The organism is Desulfocurvus thunnarius, from assembly GCF_055390965.1.
Genome location: NZ_AP042411.1, coordinates 3465481 through 3482081, shown reverse-complemented (window position 1 = coordinate 3482081; position 16601 = coordinate 3465481). Strand labels below are relative to the sequence as shown.

Sequence of the window (16601 nt, the reverse complement as noted above, 5' to 3'; positions counted from 1 at the left end):
CCCCGTGGCCGCGACCGGGCCCATGCTGCGACGATGGCTCCTGGCCGCCGGGGTTGCCTGCACGCTGGCCCTGGCGGGGTTGGTGCTGTCCTACTTCCTGTGGACCCGGCTGGACTCGGCCCCGGTCATGCCCTGCGCCCAGGACGACGAGCGCCGCATCCAGGCCGAGAACGCCATGCACTGCGCCGCCGGGCTGCTGGGCGACGCGGCCCAGGAGCTGGACCTGACCCCGGCGCACCTCTTCCAGTTCCCCTTCCGCTACATGTGCGTCGCCCGCCACGGCGAGGACGCCGCCGACCTGCGCGCCCGCCTGGGCGTGGACTGGGGCTGCGCCCCGGCCTGGGAGCGCGAGGTGCTGGCCAACGACGCCTTCCTGACCCTGCTGGCCGTGACCGACGAAGGCGAGGTGGTGCCCGTGCGCCTGAACCGCACGAGCTTCGACGTGGCCGGGGAGATTCCCGAACGCGTCGCGCCCGGGGTGCTCCTGGTGCTGCGCAAGCGCCCGGGCAGCGATCAGGTGCTGCTGCGCGTGCCCTGACGGCGCGCGGCGCCGGAGCACACGGCCCCGGGCAGCGGGCCGCGCAGCCTTCGCGGCCTTTCAAGAAACGCACGCCCGCGGGTCCGAAGACGCGCGGGCCGTGCCTTCCGGCGCCCCGGCCCGACGCGGAAGGACCGCCCCCCCCGTCGCCCGCAACCGCCCCGCCACCCGGCACGGAAAACTCGACAACCCGGGTACGCATATTGCATGATGTGCGCACACCCGGCACCCGGCAGCCGGAACTCCGACGCCGGGCCCGACGCGAACCTTCATGGCCCCGCCGCCCGGCGGCCGGGCCGCACCCGAGGCACGGCAACCCGGCATGACCCTGCGCTTCCCGTTGCGACTCCCGCTCCGCCCCTTCCCGGCCGCCGCCCTGCGCGCCCGCTTCGGCACGCATGGCGCCACGGCCCTGGCCGCCGCGGCGTTGCTGCGCCGCCAGGGGCCCCGGGCCTGGGCCCTGGCGCGGGCCGAACTGACCCGGGGCGCCCGGGCCGGGCTGCGCACGCTGCTCCCGCCGGACCGCTGGCACTTCCCCCTGGCGCTGTTCTTCTACCTCTTTCTGGTCTTCGCCCTGGAAGTGGTCTTCCTCAAAATCTTCCTGCCCGGAGAGGGCCCGGCCCGGTTCGCGGCGGCCCCGGCCCGGGCAGACGCAGCTCCGGCCGCGAGCCAGGACCCCGACCAGGCCGAGGAGTTCCGCACCCTGGCCGACCTCTACCTGCCCGCCATGCACGCGCGCTCGCCCCTGCCGGGGCAGTTCCTGGTGCTGGAGGCCGCCCCGGCCCTGGCCCAGCTCATGGCCCCGGAAAACGCCGGGCCGCTGCTCCTGGGCGGCGAGGAGGACCTGCTGCTCCTGGCCGACGCCGACCGCCACCCGCTGCTGCGCGTGCCCACCCTGGCGGGGCCCGCCCCGACGCATCCCGCTTCGGGCCCGGCGGCGTTCGACTCGGTGCGCATGGCCGTGGCCTGCTCGGAGGTCCGCATGCCCGTGGACCCCGCCGCCTTCCACCCGCAGGACAAGGAAGCCTTCCTGGCGGCGGCCAGCGACCCCCGGCGCCTGGCGGCGGTCTTCGCCCGCGTGAGCCCGGGGCTGGCCGACGCCCCCGCCCTGCTGGCCGAACTGCCCGCCTCGGCCATCGCCCCGCCCGTGACCCGCCTGGACCGCCTGCGCATGGCCGAGGCCCGGCGGCGCAGCCTGGGCGCGCTCTCGGCCCATTTCGAGTCCGGCCTGCGCGGGGTGTTCGCCGTGGGCTACGACGCCTCCGGGGGCACGTCCTACGGCAAATACCAGCTTTCCTCGCGCAAGGGCGCCATCAGAAACTTCATAAAATATCTGGACAAGCGGGCGCCGACGTGGGCACAACGGCTGCGGATGGCCGGATCGGCGGATACCGGCGGGACACAGGGCCCGATGCCTAGGGAGTGGGTGCGCATCGCGGGTGAACATCCCCGGCTCTTCGAGAAGCTCCAGGATGACTTCATCCACAGCCACTACTACTCGCCGACCCTCCAGGCCGTCCGGGAACAGACCGGTCTCGACATCGAGACCCAGAACATGGTGATCCGCGAGGTGCTCTGGAGCACCGCCGTGCATCACGGCCCCACCGGAGGGGCGAACATCTTCATCACGGCCAGCATGCGTGCCAGACAGGCCAATGGAGACTTCGGCAAGGCCCTGCTCACGGAGGTCTACCGCGAGCGGGAACGCCGCCTGGCGAAAGTCCCCCTCTCCCAGCGCAACGCCCTGCGGTCGCGCCTGGAGCGGGAGATGAGCATGGCTCTGGCCCGGTTGGAACGGGCCGCCTTCAGCCAGACGCACACCCTGTCTGCGCGGGGCGGGTTCATGTAGCACAACCCTGGCGGGGGTGCCATGGCCTCACTCAAGGATCTCCCCGTTCTCGTGGTGGACGACAACCAGGCCGCCCGCGAGGCCATCGTCGCCGTTCTCGCCAAGCTCGGCTTCCAGAACGTCACCGCCGTGGGCGACCTGCCCGCAGCCGCCCATGCCCTGGCCACGGGCAAGGCGGGCCTCGTGCTCTGCGAGGCCCTGGTGGGCGGCAAGTACGGCATCCAGTTGCTGAAAAAAGTCCGCGAAACGCCGCAACTGGCCCGGGTGCCGTTCCTGGTCACCTCCACGCATAAGGAACCGGCCATCATCCAGGCCCATATGAAGGCCGGGGCTTCGGAATTCCTGGTCAAACCCTTCGACTCGGCCACCCTGCTGGCCCGGCTCAAAAAGGCCCTGGCCCAGCGCCCGGCGCCCAAGGCCAGCGCCCAGTGCACCGAAACGCGGCTGCTGGAGATGGGCCACAAGGCCCTGGAAGGCTACGACGCCAAGGGCGCCCTCGCCTACTTCACCAAGGCCGCGCGCGCCAACCCCTCCTGCCCCGAGGCCTACGTCGGTCTGGCCATGGCCTGCAAGCACAAGAAGGACATGGCCCAGTACATGGTCTTCATGAATACGGCGGCCAAAGTCATGGTCGAACAGGGCGACATGGCCGGGGCCGAGGGCATCTACCAGGAGTTGCGGCTCTACGACGCCCAGGCGCCCAACCCCTTCGCCGAGGCCGCCGCAGCCCTGGGCTCCAAGGGCGACCACGCCACGGCCAGGGCCCTGCTGGAGCGCGCCGTGGCCGTGGAGCCCGACAACTCCGCGCACTACCTGGCCCTGGGCGACACCCTGCTGCGCCTGGGCGACCGCGAGGGCGCCCGGCACCAGGTCACCGCGGCCCTGAAGCTCAAAGACGACTTTCCCGAGGCCCGCAAGCTCTTCAAGGCCCTGACCGGCCAGCGCTGGACCGAGAGCGAAAGCAGCCAGGCCCACGCCCGGCGCCAGGAGGAGGAAGAGGAAAAGCGCTCCACCGTGCGCTTCTGGGTGCCGGACCTGCTGGTGGCCATCAAGGGCCACGACGAGCACTTCACCCTTTCGGAAATGAGCCTGCGCTCCCTGGCCTTCAGCCCCATGGGGCACACCTTCGCCGTGGAGGAGGAACTGCGCCTGGACATCCTGAAGCTGACCGAGGACGGCACGCGGCCCGAGGTCAAACGCCTCAAGGGCGTGGTGGCGCGCATGGCCGAGGACGCCGTGGGCGTGCGCCTCATGGACCCGACCCCCGAGCAGGAGCAGGAGATCAAGGCCATCCTCACCGCCGCCCAGGAGCGTCAGAAGGAGCAATTCCGCGAGGAAAAGAAGGAAGTGATCAACTTCGACATCGACATGCTGTTCATGTAGCCCGCCGGTTCACGCCGCACGCGCGGGCGGGGCCGCCCGCCCCGGCGGGTCCGCCGCCCGACAGCGCCGCGCCCCGGCGCTCAGGGCGCCCCTGCGGCGCCTTGCGCAAGCTCCGGCCCGCAGGCGAAGAACTCCGGCACCAGCCGCTCCACCCGGGCCCGGGTGTCGCGGTGAGTGGTCAGCAGGTGGCGGCTGGTGACCCGCTCGGCAATGGGCAGAAGCTCCAGGCGCCGCACCGGGGAGGACACCCCGGCCACGATGGTCATGGAGCTGGACAGGGGCACCGTGGCGTCGTGCGGGCAATGCACGGCCAGAAGCGGCGCCGTGACCGCCCCCAGCCGGGCCCGCACCCGGCGCATCCCGTCCATCAGCCCCGCGAGCGCCCCCAGGCCGATGACGCCCTCGTAGCCCTGCCACGGAGCGATGCGCCGCGACTCGGCCCCGCCCGGCGCCGTGGGCCACAGGGGCCGCACCCGACGCAGCAGGGGCAAAAACGGCAACCGCCAGTCGCTCATCTCCAGCGGATAGAACCGGTAGAGGAACACCGGCGCGGCCAGGGCCGCGATGGCCGCCGGGCGGCGCACGACGCCCAGGTGCAGGGCCAGCAGCCCGCCCATGGACAGCCCGCAGACGAAAACCCGCTCCGCCAGCCCGGCCAGCCGGTCGTACTCACGCTCCACGGCCCCGGCCCAGTGGTCGAAGCCGGTGCGGTTCCAGTCCTCGGGGCTGGTGCCGTGGCCGGGCAGAAGCGGCGTGCCGACGATGCAACCCGCGCGCTCCAGGGCCCCGGCCAGCCCGAGCATCTCGAAGGGCGTGCTGCCGAAACCGTGGATACACAGGGCCGCGCCGCCCGCCAGGGGTCTGTCCATACCGTCGTCCATCGCTCCCGCTCCGTTTCCGTTGCGCCCCGGGTTCCCGCACGCATGACGCGACGCACCTTGCCGCCGCACCCGAGTTCCTTTACAAGGTTCGGGTTCGCTTCGCAAACCCTGCTCCCGGAGGCTTCCCCGTGCCCGCGCCCATTGCCGCCCCCACGCCTTGCGACATCCTGCTGCTGGCCAGCACCTGCCTGACCCAGGACGATTCCCGGACCATCATCGAGGACGCCGCCGTGGCCGTGGGCGGCGGGGCCGTGCTGGCCGTGGGCCCGCGCGCGCGCGTCGCCCCGGCCTGGGCGCCGGGGCGGACCATCGACCTGGGCGAGGCCCTGCTCATGCCCGGGCTGGTGAACGCCCACACCCACGCCTCCATGACCCTCATGCGCGGGCTGGCCGACGACCTGCCGCTCATGCAGTGGCTGACGCAACATATCTTCCCCGTGGAGCAGAAGCTGACCCCGGAGCTGGTGCACCTGGGCGCCCTGCTGGGCTGCGCCGAGATGCTGCGCACCGGCACCACGGGCTTTTGCGACATGTACCTCATGGAGGAGGCCGTGGCCCGCGCGGCGGATCAGGCCGGGCTGCGCGCCCGGGTGGGCGAGGCGCTCTTCGCCTTCCCCTCCCCGGCCTACAGGGACCTGGACCAGGCCGTGGACGTGATCCGCGCCCTGCACGACGCCTACGCCGACCACCCGCGCATCGGCTGCATCGTCATGCCCCACTCGGTGTACACCACCACCCCGGAACTGCTGCAACGGGCCCGGGCCCTGGCCGAGGAGCTGGACCTGCCCCTGAACGTGCATCTGGCCGAATCCGCCAGCGAGACGGCCCAGTGCCTGGAGCAGCACGGGCGGCGCCCCGTGGCGCACCTGCACGCCCTGGGGCTGCTCGGCCCGCGCACCCTGGCCGCCCACTGCGTGGACCTGACCGACGCCGAAATCGCGCTGTTGGCCGACACGGGCACCCGCGTGGCCCACAACCCCGAAAGCAACATGAAGCTGGCCAGCGGCTCCTGCCCGGCCCAGCGCCTGCTGGACGCCGGAATCACCGTGGGCCTGGGCACCGACGGGCCGTGCAGCAACAACAACCTGGACATGTTCGGCGAGATGGCCTCGGCCGCCCTGCTGCAAAAGCTGCTGCGCCTGGACCCCACGGCGCTCCCGGCCCGGACCGTGCTGGACATGGCCACCCGCCTGGGCGCCGCCTGCCTGGACTGGCCCGACGTGGGCGCCATCGCCCCGGGCATGCGCGCCGACCTGACGGCCCTGGACCTGACCCAACCCGGGCTCCAGCCGCTGTACAACCCCGTGTCCCACGCGGTGTACGCCGCCAGCGGCTCCCAGGTGCGCCTGACCATGGTCGAGGGCCGCGTGCTCTACCACGACGGCGCCTGGCCCGAACTGGACTACCCGGCCCTGCTGGCCGAGGTGCGCGGCGCCGCGCGCTGGGTGCGCCGCCAGTTCGCCGGGGCCTGAGCCGGCGCCGGGCGCCCGGGCCGCAGAAAAAAGCGCCCCAAGGCTTGACATCCGCAGCGGTATCTATAAATACTGCGTCGCTTCTACTCGAACCCAAGCAGACGGCGGCCCCGCCGGGGCGCCATCGGCACGCAAGGAGACATGCCACCATGGCCAAGCAACAGACCAGCACCATTCTGGATTCCGCCGTCCTGAAAGACGGCATCCTCAGCCTCAACGGCGTCGCCATGCAGCAGATCATCGACAAGTGCGAGGGCTGCGACCGCGTGGTGACCCACGAGACCGGCGGCAAATACTGCGCCAGCTACGCCCAGCCCGCCGCCAAGTGGGGCCGCAAGGCGTGCAACTTCGCCACCCACGTCCGCGCCGAGGTCGACACCACCGGCAAGGTCAAGGTCAACCCGCTCAAGGCCTCCAAGCGCGCCGCCCGCGGTCGCTAGGCCCGGCGTCCTTTACGGATTCAGGGGCGGGCCCGGGCCCGCCCTTTTGTTTTCCTCCGCGCGGGGCGCCCCGGCCTCCCGCGCGCCACGGTCCGCCCGCGCGGCTCCGGCCGCCGGTCGTCGCGGACAGTGCGCACACCGCAGCCACGGAGCCGCCCCATGCCCAACGCCGTCCTGGAACGCATCGATTCCCTGGGCCCCGAGGTCGTCGCCCTGCAACGCGCCCTGGTGGCCATCCCCGCCCTGGGCCCGGACAACGACGGCCAGGGCGAAACCGCCAAGGCCGATTTCCTGGAGCGCCACCTGCGCGCCCTGGGCCTGACGGACATCCTGCGCCTGGACGCGCCCGACGCGCGCGTGCCCGGCGGCCTGCGGCCCAACATCCTGGCGCGCATCCCCGGGCGCGACACCGCGCGCACCCTGTGGATCATCTCGCACATCGACATCGTGCCCCCGGGCAACCCCGAGCTGTGGGAGAGCGACCCCTACGAGCTGAAGGTGGACGGCGACATCCTCGTCGGGCGCGGGGTGGAGGACAACCACGGCGGCATCGTGCCCTCCCTGGTGCTGGCCAAGGCCCTGCTGGACGCGGGCGCGACCCCGCCCATGAACCTCGGCCTGCTCCTGGTGGCCGACGAGGAAACCGGCAGCGCCTACGGCCTGGGCCACGTGGTCGCCGAGCACGCCGAGCAGTTCGGGCCGGACGACCTTTTCCTGGTGCCCGACTTCGGCGTGCCCGACTCCTCGCTCATGGAAGTGGCCGAAAAAAGCATGCTTTGGCTCAAGGTCGAGGTTTTCGGCCGCCAGTGCCACGCCAGCACCCCCGAGCAGGGCGTGAACACCCTGGTGGCCGCCGCCGATTTCATCCTGCGCACCCGGCGGCTGCATGAGGAATTCCCCGCCACGGACCCGCTCTTCTCCCCGGCGCACTCGACCTTCTCGCCCACGCGCAAGGACGCCAACGTGCCCAACGTGAACACCATCCCCGGGCACGACGTGTTCTACGTGGACTGCCGCGTGCTGCCCGGCTACGCCGTGGCCGACGTGCTGGACGCCTTCGGGCGCATCGCGGCGGAAATCGAGGCCGAGCACGGCGTGCGCATCGTCCGCACGCCCATCCAGTCCGAACAGGCCGCCCCGGCCACCCCGGTGGACAGCGAGATCGTGCGCCGCCTGAGCGCGGCCATCCAGGCCGTCTACGGCGTGACCCCCGCCCCGGCGGGCATCGGCGGCGGCACCGTGGCGGCCATCCTGCGCCGCGCCGGGCGCGACGCCGTGGTCTGGTCCACCTGCGAGCACTTCGCCCACCAGCCCAACGAGCGCTCGCGCATCTCCACCCAGTTGGGCGACGCCAAGGTCATGGCCCGCGTTCTGTTCGCCTAGCCCCGGCTCCGCCGGAGCCCGCCGCGCCATGCCCGCCGCCCGCACCGCCCTGCCGCCCAAGCCGCCCCTGCCGTCCGTGCCGGACTGCGTGGTGGTCGGCGCCGGGCATGCGGGCTGCGAGGCGGCCATGGCCCTGGCCCGCCTGGGCCACCCGACCCTGCTGCTGACCATCAACGTGGACCGCATCGGCCACCTGTCGTGCAACCCGGCCATCGGCGGGCTGGCCAAGGGCCACATGGTCCGCGAGATCGACGCCCTGGGCGGGCGCATGGGCATCTGGGCCGACCGCGCGGGCATCCAGTTCCGCACGCTGAACACCAGCAAGGGCCCCGCCGTGCGCGCCACGCGCGCCCAGATCGACCGCGCCGCCTATCTCGCCGCCGTACAGGCCGACGTGTTCGCCCAGGACAACCTCTGGGTCTTGCAGGACATGGCCGAGGAGATTCTGGTGGAAAACGGGCGCTGCGCCGGGGTGCGCACGGTCCTCGGCCAGCGGCTGGCGGCCCGGGCCGTGCTGCTGACCACAGGCACCTTCCTGCGCGGGCTGATCCACGTGGGCGAACGCAACTTCAGCGGCGGGCGCCTGGGCGACCCGGCCTCCCAGGGCCTGTCGGACAGCCTGCGCGCCCTGGGCCTGGCCCTGGGCCGCCTGAAAACAGGCACCACCCCGCGCCTGCTGGCCCGCAGCATCGACACCGCCGCCATGGAGGCCCAGCCCGGGGACGACCCGCCCAAGCCCTTCAGCTTCCACGCACCCTTTTCGCCCCTGCCCCAGGTGCCCTGCCACATCACCTGGACCACCCCGGCCACCCACGAGGCCATCCGCGCGGGCTTCGACCGCTCGCCGCTGTTCACCGGGGTCATCCAGGGCGTGGGCGCGCGCTACTGCCCGTCCATCGAGGACAAGGTGGCCCGCTTTCCCGACAAGCCCCGGCACCAGATCTTCGTGGAACCCGAAGGGCTGGACAGCCCCGAGGTCTACCCCAACGGCATTCCGACCAGCCTGCCCCTGGACGTGCAAAAGGCCATGCTGGCGACCATCCCGGGGCTGGAGCGGGCCCAGATCGTGCGCCCGGGCTACGCCATCGAGTACGATTTCTGCTTTCCCACCCAACTCGACCCGACCTTGCAGACCAAGGCCCTGCCCGGGCTCTACCTCGCCGGGCAGATCAACGGCACCTCGGGCTACGAGGAGGCCGCCGCCCAGGGCCTGTGGGCCGCGCTCAACGCCCACTGCGCCCTGGCCGGGGAGCCGCCCTTCCTGCCCGGGCGCGACGCGGCCTACATGGCCGTGCTGGTGGACGATCTGGTCACCCTGGGCACCGAGGAGCCTTACCGCATGTTCACCTCGCGCGCGGAGCACCGCCTGCTGCTGCGCGAGGACAACGCCGACGCCCGGCTGACCCCGGCGGGCCGGGCCCTGGGGCTGGTGGACGACGCCCACTGGGCCGCCCACCGGGCCAAGATGGACGCCGTGGACGCGCTGGTGGCCGCCCTGGAAACCGTGCGTATCCGCCCCGACGCGCCCACGCGCGACCTGCTGGCGGCCATGGGCGCGGCCGTTCCGCCCCGGGCCGCGACCCTGGCCGAACTGCTGCGCCAGCCCGCCCTGACCATCGAGGCCCTGGCGCCCTTCCTGCCCGCCGTCGAAACCGCCCGGCCCGACGCCCTGCGCGAGGCCGAAACGGTGGTCAAATACGCGGGCTACCTGCGCCGCCAGCAGGAGCTGGCCGCGCGCTCGGCGGGCCTGGAATCCACAGCCCTGCCGCCGGACCTGGACTACGCCGCCGTGGCCGGGCTGACCCGCGAGGCCGTGGAAAAGCTCTCGCGCATCCGGCCCCTGACCCTGGGCCAGGCCGGGCGCATTTCGGGCATCACCCCCGCCGCCGTCACCTGCCTGGAAATCCACCTGCGCAAGCTGGCCCGCTAGCACCCCGGGCCTCCCGGCACCTGCCCGCACCCCGGCTCCCCCGGCGCCGCCCCTCCCGCGTTTCAAACGGCCCTGCGGCCTTCCCATGCCTGCTGAATCCGGGTACAGCATTGGGCATGATCACGGCAGTGGTGCGCCGCACGGGCGCTTTCGGCATCGAGCGGGGCCGCTCCCTGTTCCAGATGGCCGTCATCGGAGGCCAGGTTCTGCGCGCCCTGGCGCGGCTGCGCTTCGTCAACCGCGCCTGCCTCGCGGCCCTGGTGCGCCAGGTGGACGCCGTGGCCGTGCGCTCCCTGCCCGCCGTGTGCGCCACGGCCCTGGTCCTGGGTTCGGTGACGGTACACACCCTGCTGGAGGTGCTCACCGGCCTGGGCGCCTACGACCGCATCGGCGACTACCTCGTCGACGCTATGCTGCACCGCATCGCGCCTCTGGGCGTGGCCCTCATCCTGCTGCTGCGCCCGGGGATCATGGTCATGGCCGAAGTCGGCGGCATGAAGGTGCGCGGCGAACTGGACAGTCTGGCGGCCATGGGCATCCCCCTGCGCGACTACGTGTTTCTGCCCCGGCTGGCGGCCTTTGCCGTGGCCGGGCCGTGCCTGACCCTGGCCTTCGCCCTGGTGGGGCTGGTGGGCGGGTTCCTGGTGCTGGGCTATCTGCAGGACATCACCTGGGCCGCCTACCTGGGCCAGTTGGCCGAGGCCCTGGAGGCCCGCGATCTGGCCTACCTGACCCTCAAGCCGCTGCTCATGGCCGTCTGCGTCGGGCTGGTGGCCCTGCAACGCGGGCTGATGGTCCGCGCGACCCTGGGCGAACTGCCCGCCCTGCTCATCCGGGGCATGCTCTACGCCGTGGGCTTCATCGTGGCCTGGGAGGTCTTCTTCTCCCTGGCGGGCTGGTAGGGCACGGCCGTGGACGCAAGCGCCTGGCTGGCCGCCGAAGGCCACCTGCTCATCGCCGCCGCCACCCGGGGCCAGGTGCAGCAGCTTACGGATCTGGCCCGTCAGTCCGGCGGGCACATCGCCACCCTGGGCCCCGGAACGCCGCTGCTGGCCGAGCTGGACGTGGCCGAAAACATCGCCCTGCCGGCCATGTACCGTCACAACCGCTCCCTGGCCGGGCTGCTGGCCGAGCTGGACGGCGCCCTGCGCGCCCTGGGGCTTGCGGCCCGGCTGGGCGCGCGCCCGGTCAACCTCTCGCGGCGCGAGCTGGTCTGCGCGCACCTGCTGCGCGCCGTGGCCGCGGGCTGCGGCATCCTGCTCATGCCCCGGCCCCGGCCCGCCGACGCCCGCACGGCCCTGGACGCTCTGAACGCCCTGGCCGCCCCCGCCGCGGGAGGATTCGCCCCCCGGCTGTGGGTGGCCTGCCTGGAGCGCGAAACCGGAGATTTCCAGGGCCTGGGCCTGCACGCGGCGCCCCCGGTGCGGCCCCGGGCGCCCCAACCCCAACCCCAAAGGCAGCCATGATCTCGCGCCACGCCAAGGCGGAATTCCGGGTCGGCCTGTTCCTGCTGGCCTGCGTGGCCCTCTTCGTGGGCTCGCTGATCTCCCTGGGCATCCAGAAGGATCTCTTCGCCGAGCGCGTGCGCATCTACATCGTGAGCACCACCGGCGAAAACGTGGAACCCGGCATCCCCCTGCGGCTGTCGGGCTTCCGGGTCGGCCAGGTGGCCGACGTGGAACTGACGCACGGGGGCGAGGTCGTCATCGCCGTGGACCTGCTGAAACGCTACCGCGACTGGCTGCGCGCCGACTCGCAGATCATCCTCGTCCAGGGCGGATTCATCGGCAAGACCTACCTCCAACTCGTGCCCGGCTCGCAGGACGCGCCCCTGCTGGAGGCCGAAACGCGCATCCCCCTGAACCACATCGGCGGGCTGGACGAAATCCTGGCCGAGGCGCGCCCGGTCATCGAGGACCTCAAGGCCATCGTGGCCAACGTCAAGGAAATCACGGCCGTGGTGGCCGACGATTCCGGCCCGGTGCGCCGCGTGCTGGACAACGCGGTGGCCATGAGCGACGACCTGCGCTCCGAGCGCGGGCTGGTGGGCTACGTGACCCGCAACCCCGAGCCCGTGCGCAGGCTCGACTCGCTGCTGGCGCACACCGATCAGGCCATGGAGCGCATCGCCGCCCTGGTGGACAGCGCCGACGCGCGCGTTCAGGACCTGGAGCCCCTGCAACGCGAGGCCGTGCAACTGGCGGGCGAAGTGCGCGCCTTCGTGGCCGAGCTGCGCCAGTTCCGCGAGGACCTGCGCCCCGCCGTGGACAACGCCGTGACCATCACCCGGGACATCAAGGCCGCCACCGGCGACCTGGACCGCCTGCGCGCGCGCACCGAGCACACCCTGCGCCTGGGCACGGAGCTGCTGGAGCGCCTGGGCGGCACATGGCCCCTGTCCTCCGGCCCGCAGCCCCGGCCGCCGGACGAACATCCCCTGCCGTAGCCGGGCCCGCAAGGACACACGAGGACACCATGCGCCCTTCCGCGACACCGCCTTTCGCCGCCCTGGCGGCCCTGGCCCTGCTGGCCCTGGCCGCCTGCGCCCCGCGCGCGGACACCACGCCCTACCCCGCCGACCGGACCCTGGCGCGCGGCCCGGAGTTGCGCCGCGACTTCGTGGACTCCTTCTTGCAAGGCCGCTGGTGCGAGGCCGAGGCGCTCTATGCCGAGGCCATCGACACCGCCGTGCGCCGCGACGACTTCTGCGCGGCGGCGCACACGGCGCGGCTGGCGGCGCGGCTGCACGCCTACGCGGGCCAGGACGCCCCGGAACTGGAACGGACCGCCCGGGCCCTGCGCGGCGCGGCCCTGGACTGCCCGGGCGACGAGGACACGCCCGCCCGGGACCGCCGCTACGAGGCCCTGGTACGCGCCGGAGATTTCGGTGCCCTGGCCCGGGCCCTGGACGCCGAGCCCGATGCCCTGTACGTATCCGTCTATGCGCGCAAGGGCGCCCGCGCGGCCCTGGCGGCGGGCCAAAAGGCCGACGCCCGGGCCCTGGCCGAGGCCGCCCGGGCGACGGATGCCCGACAGGGCTGGGTGACGCTGCTGGCCGCCGACTGGGGCCTGCGGCTGGAACTGGAGGACGACCCCGCAACCAGGCAGACCATCCGTGAACGTATCCGACTTCTTGAACAGCGCATTGCGCCCTGCCCTTGAGCCCCGGGCCGTCAGCCTGGACCGCGCCTTCCTGGACACCGTCCAGGACCGCTTCAGCGGCACCGGGCTCTCGCCCGAACTGCTGCGGCTCATGCTGCTGACCCTGGCCACGGCGGCGGCGGCGGGGGCGCTGGTGTACCTGCTGAACCTGCTGGTCACCTCCCGACGCAGGCGCGCGGCCCTGCCCACGGGCACGGTGCTCGAGCCCGCCGCCATCCGCCGCCTGCTGGACATGGCCATGAGCCAGCGCGCGCGGGTGGACATCTCCTTCTCGCGCACGCCGAACAAGGACCAGGGCGTGTCCAGCTCCATCGAACAACTGCGCGACGAACACCTGGTGCTGGACGTGAGCGCGCGCATCGACGCCTCCTCGCGCTGGATCGGCCGCACGGTGCACTGTTACGCGCGCATCCGCCCGCCCCGGGAGCGCGGGCAGGGCAACTCCTACTTTTTCACCGCCGAGATCGCCGGGCTGGCCAAACAGGCCGACGGCTCCCTGCGCCTGACCCTGACCCTGCCCACGGCCATGCGCCTGCAACAAAAGCGCGTGCACCTGCGTCTGGATCCGCCCATGGAGTACATGCTCGGGCTGGCCCTGTGGCCCGAGCCCGGGGAAACCGGGGGCCGCTCGGCCGCGAAACCCAGGACCTGGGGCCGCCCGGCCCTGCTCTTCCACCCCGGCAAGCGCGATCTGGTGCGCGTGGTCAACGTGTCGGCGGGGGGCATGCGCCTGGACGTGAGCCGCAAGGCCCTGCGCGATACGGGGCTTGAATTCGAGCCCGGAGAGCGCTACATCCTGCTCGCCGAAATCTACGACCCCGACCGCAAGGCCAAGCAGCGCCTGTGGTGCATGGCCCGGGTGCAGAACCGCTTCGAGGACTTCGAAACCCGCAACCTCGAAGTGGGCGTATGCTTCGTGGCCCAGGGCCTGTCCGCCGGGCAGGGCAGGGACACCCTGGCCTGGCGCAACGTCGGCGAGGACGGCGTCGCCTCCCTGGGCGACTGGGTGGTCAAGCGCCACCTGGAGCGCTACCGCAAGGGCAGCGCGCAGGACTAGGCCCGCGCCCGCCGGGCCGCAATTCCCCCCACTCTTGGATTGAAAATCATCCGGCAACCCCGTATAGACAGAAAAACGGAATTCATTCTGGAGGTTCGAGTTGGACGACGATTCTGGCAGTTTGTTCTCCGCCCTGATGGGCAAGCTGTTCCGCAAGGATGACGACTCGGAGGTCGAACGGTTCATCCTCGAAGCGCAACGGGACGGCGAGCTGCGGGGCGAGGAATCGGCAATGCTGCTCAACGTCCTGCGCCTGTCGCGCAGGCAGGTTACGGAAATCATGATCCCGCGCACGGACATCGTCTGCGCTCCGGTGGACAGTTCCATCGAGGAAATGTCCCTGCTCATCGCGGAAAGCGGCCACAGCCGCATCCCCGTCTATCTGAAGAACCGCGACAACATCGTGGGCATCGTCCACGCCAAGGACGTGCTGCGGACCCTGACCCGGCCCGACGACGGCCCGGCCCCGGCCCTGGCCGAGATCATGCGCACCCCGCTGTTCATCCCCGAGACGAAAAACGTCTACGACATGCTCCAGGTCTTCCGCTCCAACAAAATCCACCTGGCCATCGCCCTGGACGAATACGGCGGCACCTCGGGCCTGGTGACCTTCGAGGACGTGCTGGAGGAGATCGTCGGCGAGATCGAGGACGAATACGACGCCCCGCGCCCCGAGGACATCCAGCCCCTGGAGGACGGCAGCATCCTGGTTTCGGGCCGCACGACCCTGGAGGAGCTCGACGACCGCCTGGGCCTGGCCCTGACCTCCACCCAGGTGGAAACCGTCAGCGGCTTCTTGTGCGAGCTGGCCGGGCGCGTGCCCGAGCCCCAGGAATCCTTCACCATCGACGGCCACACCCTCACGGTCAAGGACGCGGATGCCAAACAGATTCATTGGATTGTGCTCCGCCGTGCCGACGGCGCGGCGGCAAACGGCCACTGATTTCGCCCTCCCGCTGCTCCTGGCCCTGGTGGGCACGTGGTTCGGGTTCCCCAACCCCGTGGCGCACATCCCGCCCCTGGCGCTGCTGCTGCCGGGGGCCTGCGCCTTTGCGGCCTTGCGTGCGCCCTCGGCGGCCATGGCCCTGCGCCGGAGCTGGCTCGTGGGCGCGGCGGCTTACGCCGCCGGGCTGTACTGGATCGCCCTGCCCGTGCGCATCTACGGCGACCTGCCCTGGGCGCTGGCCGCGCCCTGCCCGGTGCTGGTCGGGCTCGCCCTCGGCGGCTACACCGGCCTCTTCGGCCTGGGCGTGCGCGCCGTGGGCGCGCGGCTGCACTGGGCCCTGGCGGCGCTGTGGGCCGGGGGGCTGTGGGCGCTGCTGGAGGCGGCCCGGGGCGTGCTGTTCACGGGCTTTCCCTGGCTGGTGCTGGCCTCGGCCTTTTCGCCCTGGCCGGCGGCCATCCAGGGCGCGGCCTGGCTGGGCGCGGCGGGGCTGTCGGGCGTCCTTGCGGGCGCGGCGGCCCTGGTTGCCACGGGCCCCGGCCCGCGGGCCCGCGCCGCGGGGCTGGCCGTCCTGGCGCTGCTCCCGGCCTGGGGCGCCTTCGTCCTGAACCAGCCCGTTCCGGCCACGGGCACGGCCGACGTGGTCATCGCCCAGGGCAACGTGGACCAAAGCCTCAAATGGGACGAGCTCTACCGTCTGGAAACCGTGCGCCGCTACGCGGCCATCACCGAAAACGGCCTGCGCGACGCACCGGCGGATCTGGTGGTCTGGCCCGAAACGGCCCTGCCGTTCTACATGCAGGAGCCCAGCACCTACAGCGTGGCCGTGCGCCAGGCCGTGCGCGCGGTGAAGACGCCCCTGCTCACCGGCACCCCGGCCTATACCTTCCAGGCCGCCAGCCAGACTTTCCTGATGCACAACCGCGCGGTGCTGCTGGACGCGGACGGCGCCACCCTGGGCAGCTACGACAAGGAGCACCTCGTGCCCTTCGGCGAATACGTGCCCTTCGGGCGGTACCTGCCGTTCCTCAAGAAGCTGGCCCACGGCGCGGGCGACTTCGTGCCCGGCCGCTCCACCGAGCCCCTGGACAGCGGCCCCCTGCGCCTGGGGGTGCTCGTCTGCTACGAGACCATCTTCCCCGAGCTGGCCCAGGCCCGGGTGGCCGCCGGGGCGAACCTGCTGGTGAACATCTCCAACGACGCCTGGTTCGGCCGGACCTCGGCCCCGCTCCAGCATCTGGCCATGAGCGTGCTGCGCGCCGTGGAGCAGCGCCGGACGGTGGTCCGCTGCACGAACACCGGCATCTCGGCTTTCATCGACCCGCGCGGGCGGCTGCTCGGGGCCGGGGGCCAGTTCATCGCCGCGGCCTACCGCGGGCAGGACCTGCCCCTGGTGGCCGGGACGACCTTCTTCCACCGCCACCGCATGGGCCTGGGCGCGGCCCTGGCCCTGGCCCTGGGCCTGTGCGCGGCCCTGGCCCTGCTCGAAAAACGCCACGACCCCGCGCGGCTTGCGCCGGGCGACGCTTCGAGCTAACATCACGGGTTCGACACACCGCACCG

Annotated in this window: 15 protein-coding genes; 14 read left to right on the top strand and 1 reads right to left on the bottom strand. The window is 72.3% G+C overall.

The genetic code is table 11. The features are described 5' to 3' along the window. The first annotated feature begins 22 nt into the window (after positions 1-22). From ACZ5KV_RS15440 to ACZ5KV_RS15430, 3 genes are all read left to right on the top strand, one after another. Complete coding sequence (locus ACZ5KV_RS15440) at positions 23-538, top strand: hypothetical protein (RefSeq protein WP_464240175.1); 516 nt, start codon at positions 23-25, stop codon at positions 536-538. Between the two features lie 322 nt (positions 539-860). Next, positions 861-2387, top strand: a complete 1527-nt coding sequence (locus tag ACZ5KV_RS15435; protein ID WP_464240174.1) for a VgrG-related protein — start codon at positions 861-863, stop codon at positions 2385-2387. A gap of 21 nt (positions 2388-2408) precedes the next feature. Beyond that, the gene (locus ACZ5KV_RS15430; RefSeq protein WP_464240173.1) at positions 2409-3770 is read left to right on the top strand and encodes a response regulator; all 1362 of its coding nucleotides are present in this window, start codon (positions 2409-2411) and stop codon (positions 3768-3770) included. An 80-nt stretch (positions 3771-3850) separates the two neighbouring features. On the opposite strand, the gene ACZ5KV_RS15425 is transcribed toward ACZ5KV_RS15430, so the two are convergent. Then, positions 3851-4639 (bottom strand): alpha/beta hydrolase, encoded by a 789-nt coding sequence (locus ACZ5KV_RS15425; protein WP_464240172.1) that lies wholly within the window; start codon positions 4637-4639, stop codon positions 3851-3853. Between the two features lie 140 nt (positions 4640-4779). On the opposite strand from ACZ5KV_RS15425, the gene ACZ5KV_RS15420 reads away from it, so the two are divergent. The 11 genes from ACZ5KV_RS15420 to lnt all read left to right on the top strand — a co-directional run bounded on the left by ACZ5KV_RS15420 (position 4780) and on the right by lnt (position 16575). Beyond that, the gene (locus ACZ5KV_RS15420; protein WP_464240171.1) at positions 4780-6123 is read left to right on the top strand and encodes an amidohydrolase; all 1344 of its coding nucleotides are present in this window, start codon (positions 4780-4782) and stop codon (positions 6121-6123) included. A 149-nt stretch (positions 6124-6272) separates the two neighbouring features. Then, the gene (locus ACZ5KV_RS15415; protein WP_464240170.1) at positions 6273-6563 is read left to right on the top strand and encodes a PxxKW family cysteine-rich protein; all 291 of its coding nucleotides are present in this window, start codon (positions 6273-6275) and stop codon (positions 6561-6563) included. A gap of 159 nt (positions 6564-6722) precedes the next feature. After that, positions 6723-7946 carry a M20 family metallo-hydrolase gene (locus ACZ5KV_RS15410; RefSeq protein WP_464240169.1) on the top strand — a complete coding sequence of 408 codons (1224 nt, stop codon included), beginning with the start codon at positions 6723-6725 and terminating at the stop codon, positions 7944-7946. A gap of 28 nt (positions 7947-7974) precedes the next feature. Beyond that, the gene (mnmG, locus tag ACZ5KV_RS15405; RefSeq protein ID WP_464240168.1) at positions 7975-9876 is read left to right on the top strand and encodes a tRNA uridine-5-carboxymethylaminomethyl(34) synthesis enzyme MnmG; all 1902 of its coding nucleotides are present in this window, start codon (positions 7975-7977) and stop codon (positions 9874-9876) included. A gap of 116 nt (positions 9877-9992) precedes the next feature. Further along, entirely contained in the window at positions 9993-10778 is a 786-nt protein-coding gene (locus ACZ5KV_RS15400) for an MlaE family ABC transporter permease (RefSeq protein WP_464240167.1), read from the top strand. A 9-nt stretch (positions 10779-10787) separates the two neighbouring features. Then, on the top strand, positions 10788-11342 hold the full coding sequence (locus ACZ5KV_RS15395) for a hypothetical protein (RefSeq protein WP_464240166.1): 555 nt from the start codon (positions 10788-10790) through the stop codon (positions 11340-11342). Then, on the top strand, positions 11339-12322 hold the full coding sequence (locus tag ACZ5KV_RS15390) for an MlaD family protein (RefSeq protein WP_464240165.1): 984 nt from the start codon (positions 11339-11341) through the stop codon (positions 12320-12322). The genes ACZ5KV_RS15395 and ACZ5KV_RS15390 overlap by 4 nt, the downstream gene beginning before the upstream one ends. A 29-nt stretch (positions 12323-12351) precedes the next feature. Continuing rightward, positions 12352-13038, top strand: a complete 687-nt coding sequence (locus ACZ5KV_RS15385) for a hypothetical protein (protein ID WP_464240164.1) — start codon at positions 12352-12354, stop codon at positions 13036-13038. Next, positions 13022-14095: a PilZ domain-containing protein gene (locus ACZ5KV_RS15380; RefSeq protein ID WP_464240163.1), complete on the top strand. Its 1074-nt coding sequence runs from the start codon at positions 13022-13024 to the stop codon at positions 14093-14095. The genes ACZ5KV_RS15385 and ACZ5KV_RS15380 overlap by 17 nt, the downstream gene beginning before the upstream one ends. A 100-nt stretch (positions 14096-14195) precedes the next feature. Next, entirely contained in the window at positions 14196-15038 is an 843-nt protein-coding gene (locus tag ACZ5KV_RS15375) for a hemolysin family protein (RefSeq protein ID WP_464240162.1), read from the top strand. After that, complete coding sequence (lnt, locus tag ACZ5KV_RS15370; protein WP_464240161.1) at positions 15007-16575, top strand: apolipoprotein N-acyltransferase; 1569 nt, start codon at positions 15007-15009, stop codon at positions 16573-16575. The genes ACZ5KV_RS15375 and lnt overlap by 32 nt, the downstream gene beginning before the upstream one ends. The last annotated feature ends 26 nt before the right edge of the window (positions 16576-16601 follow it).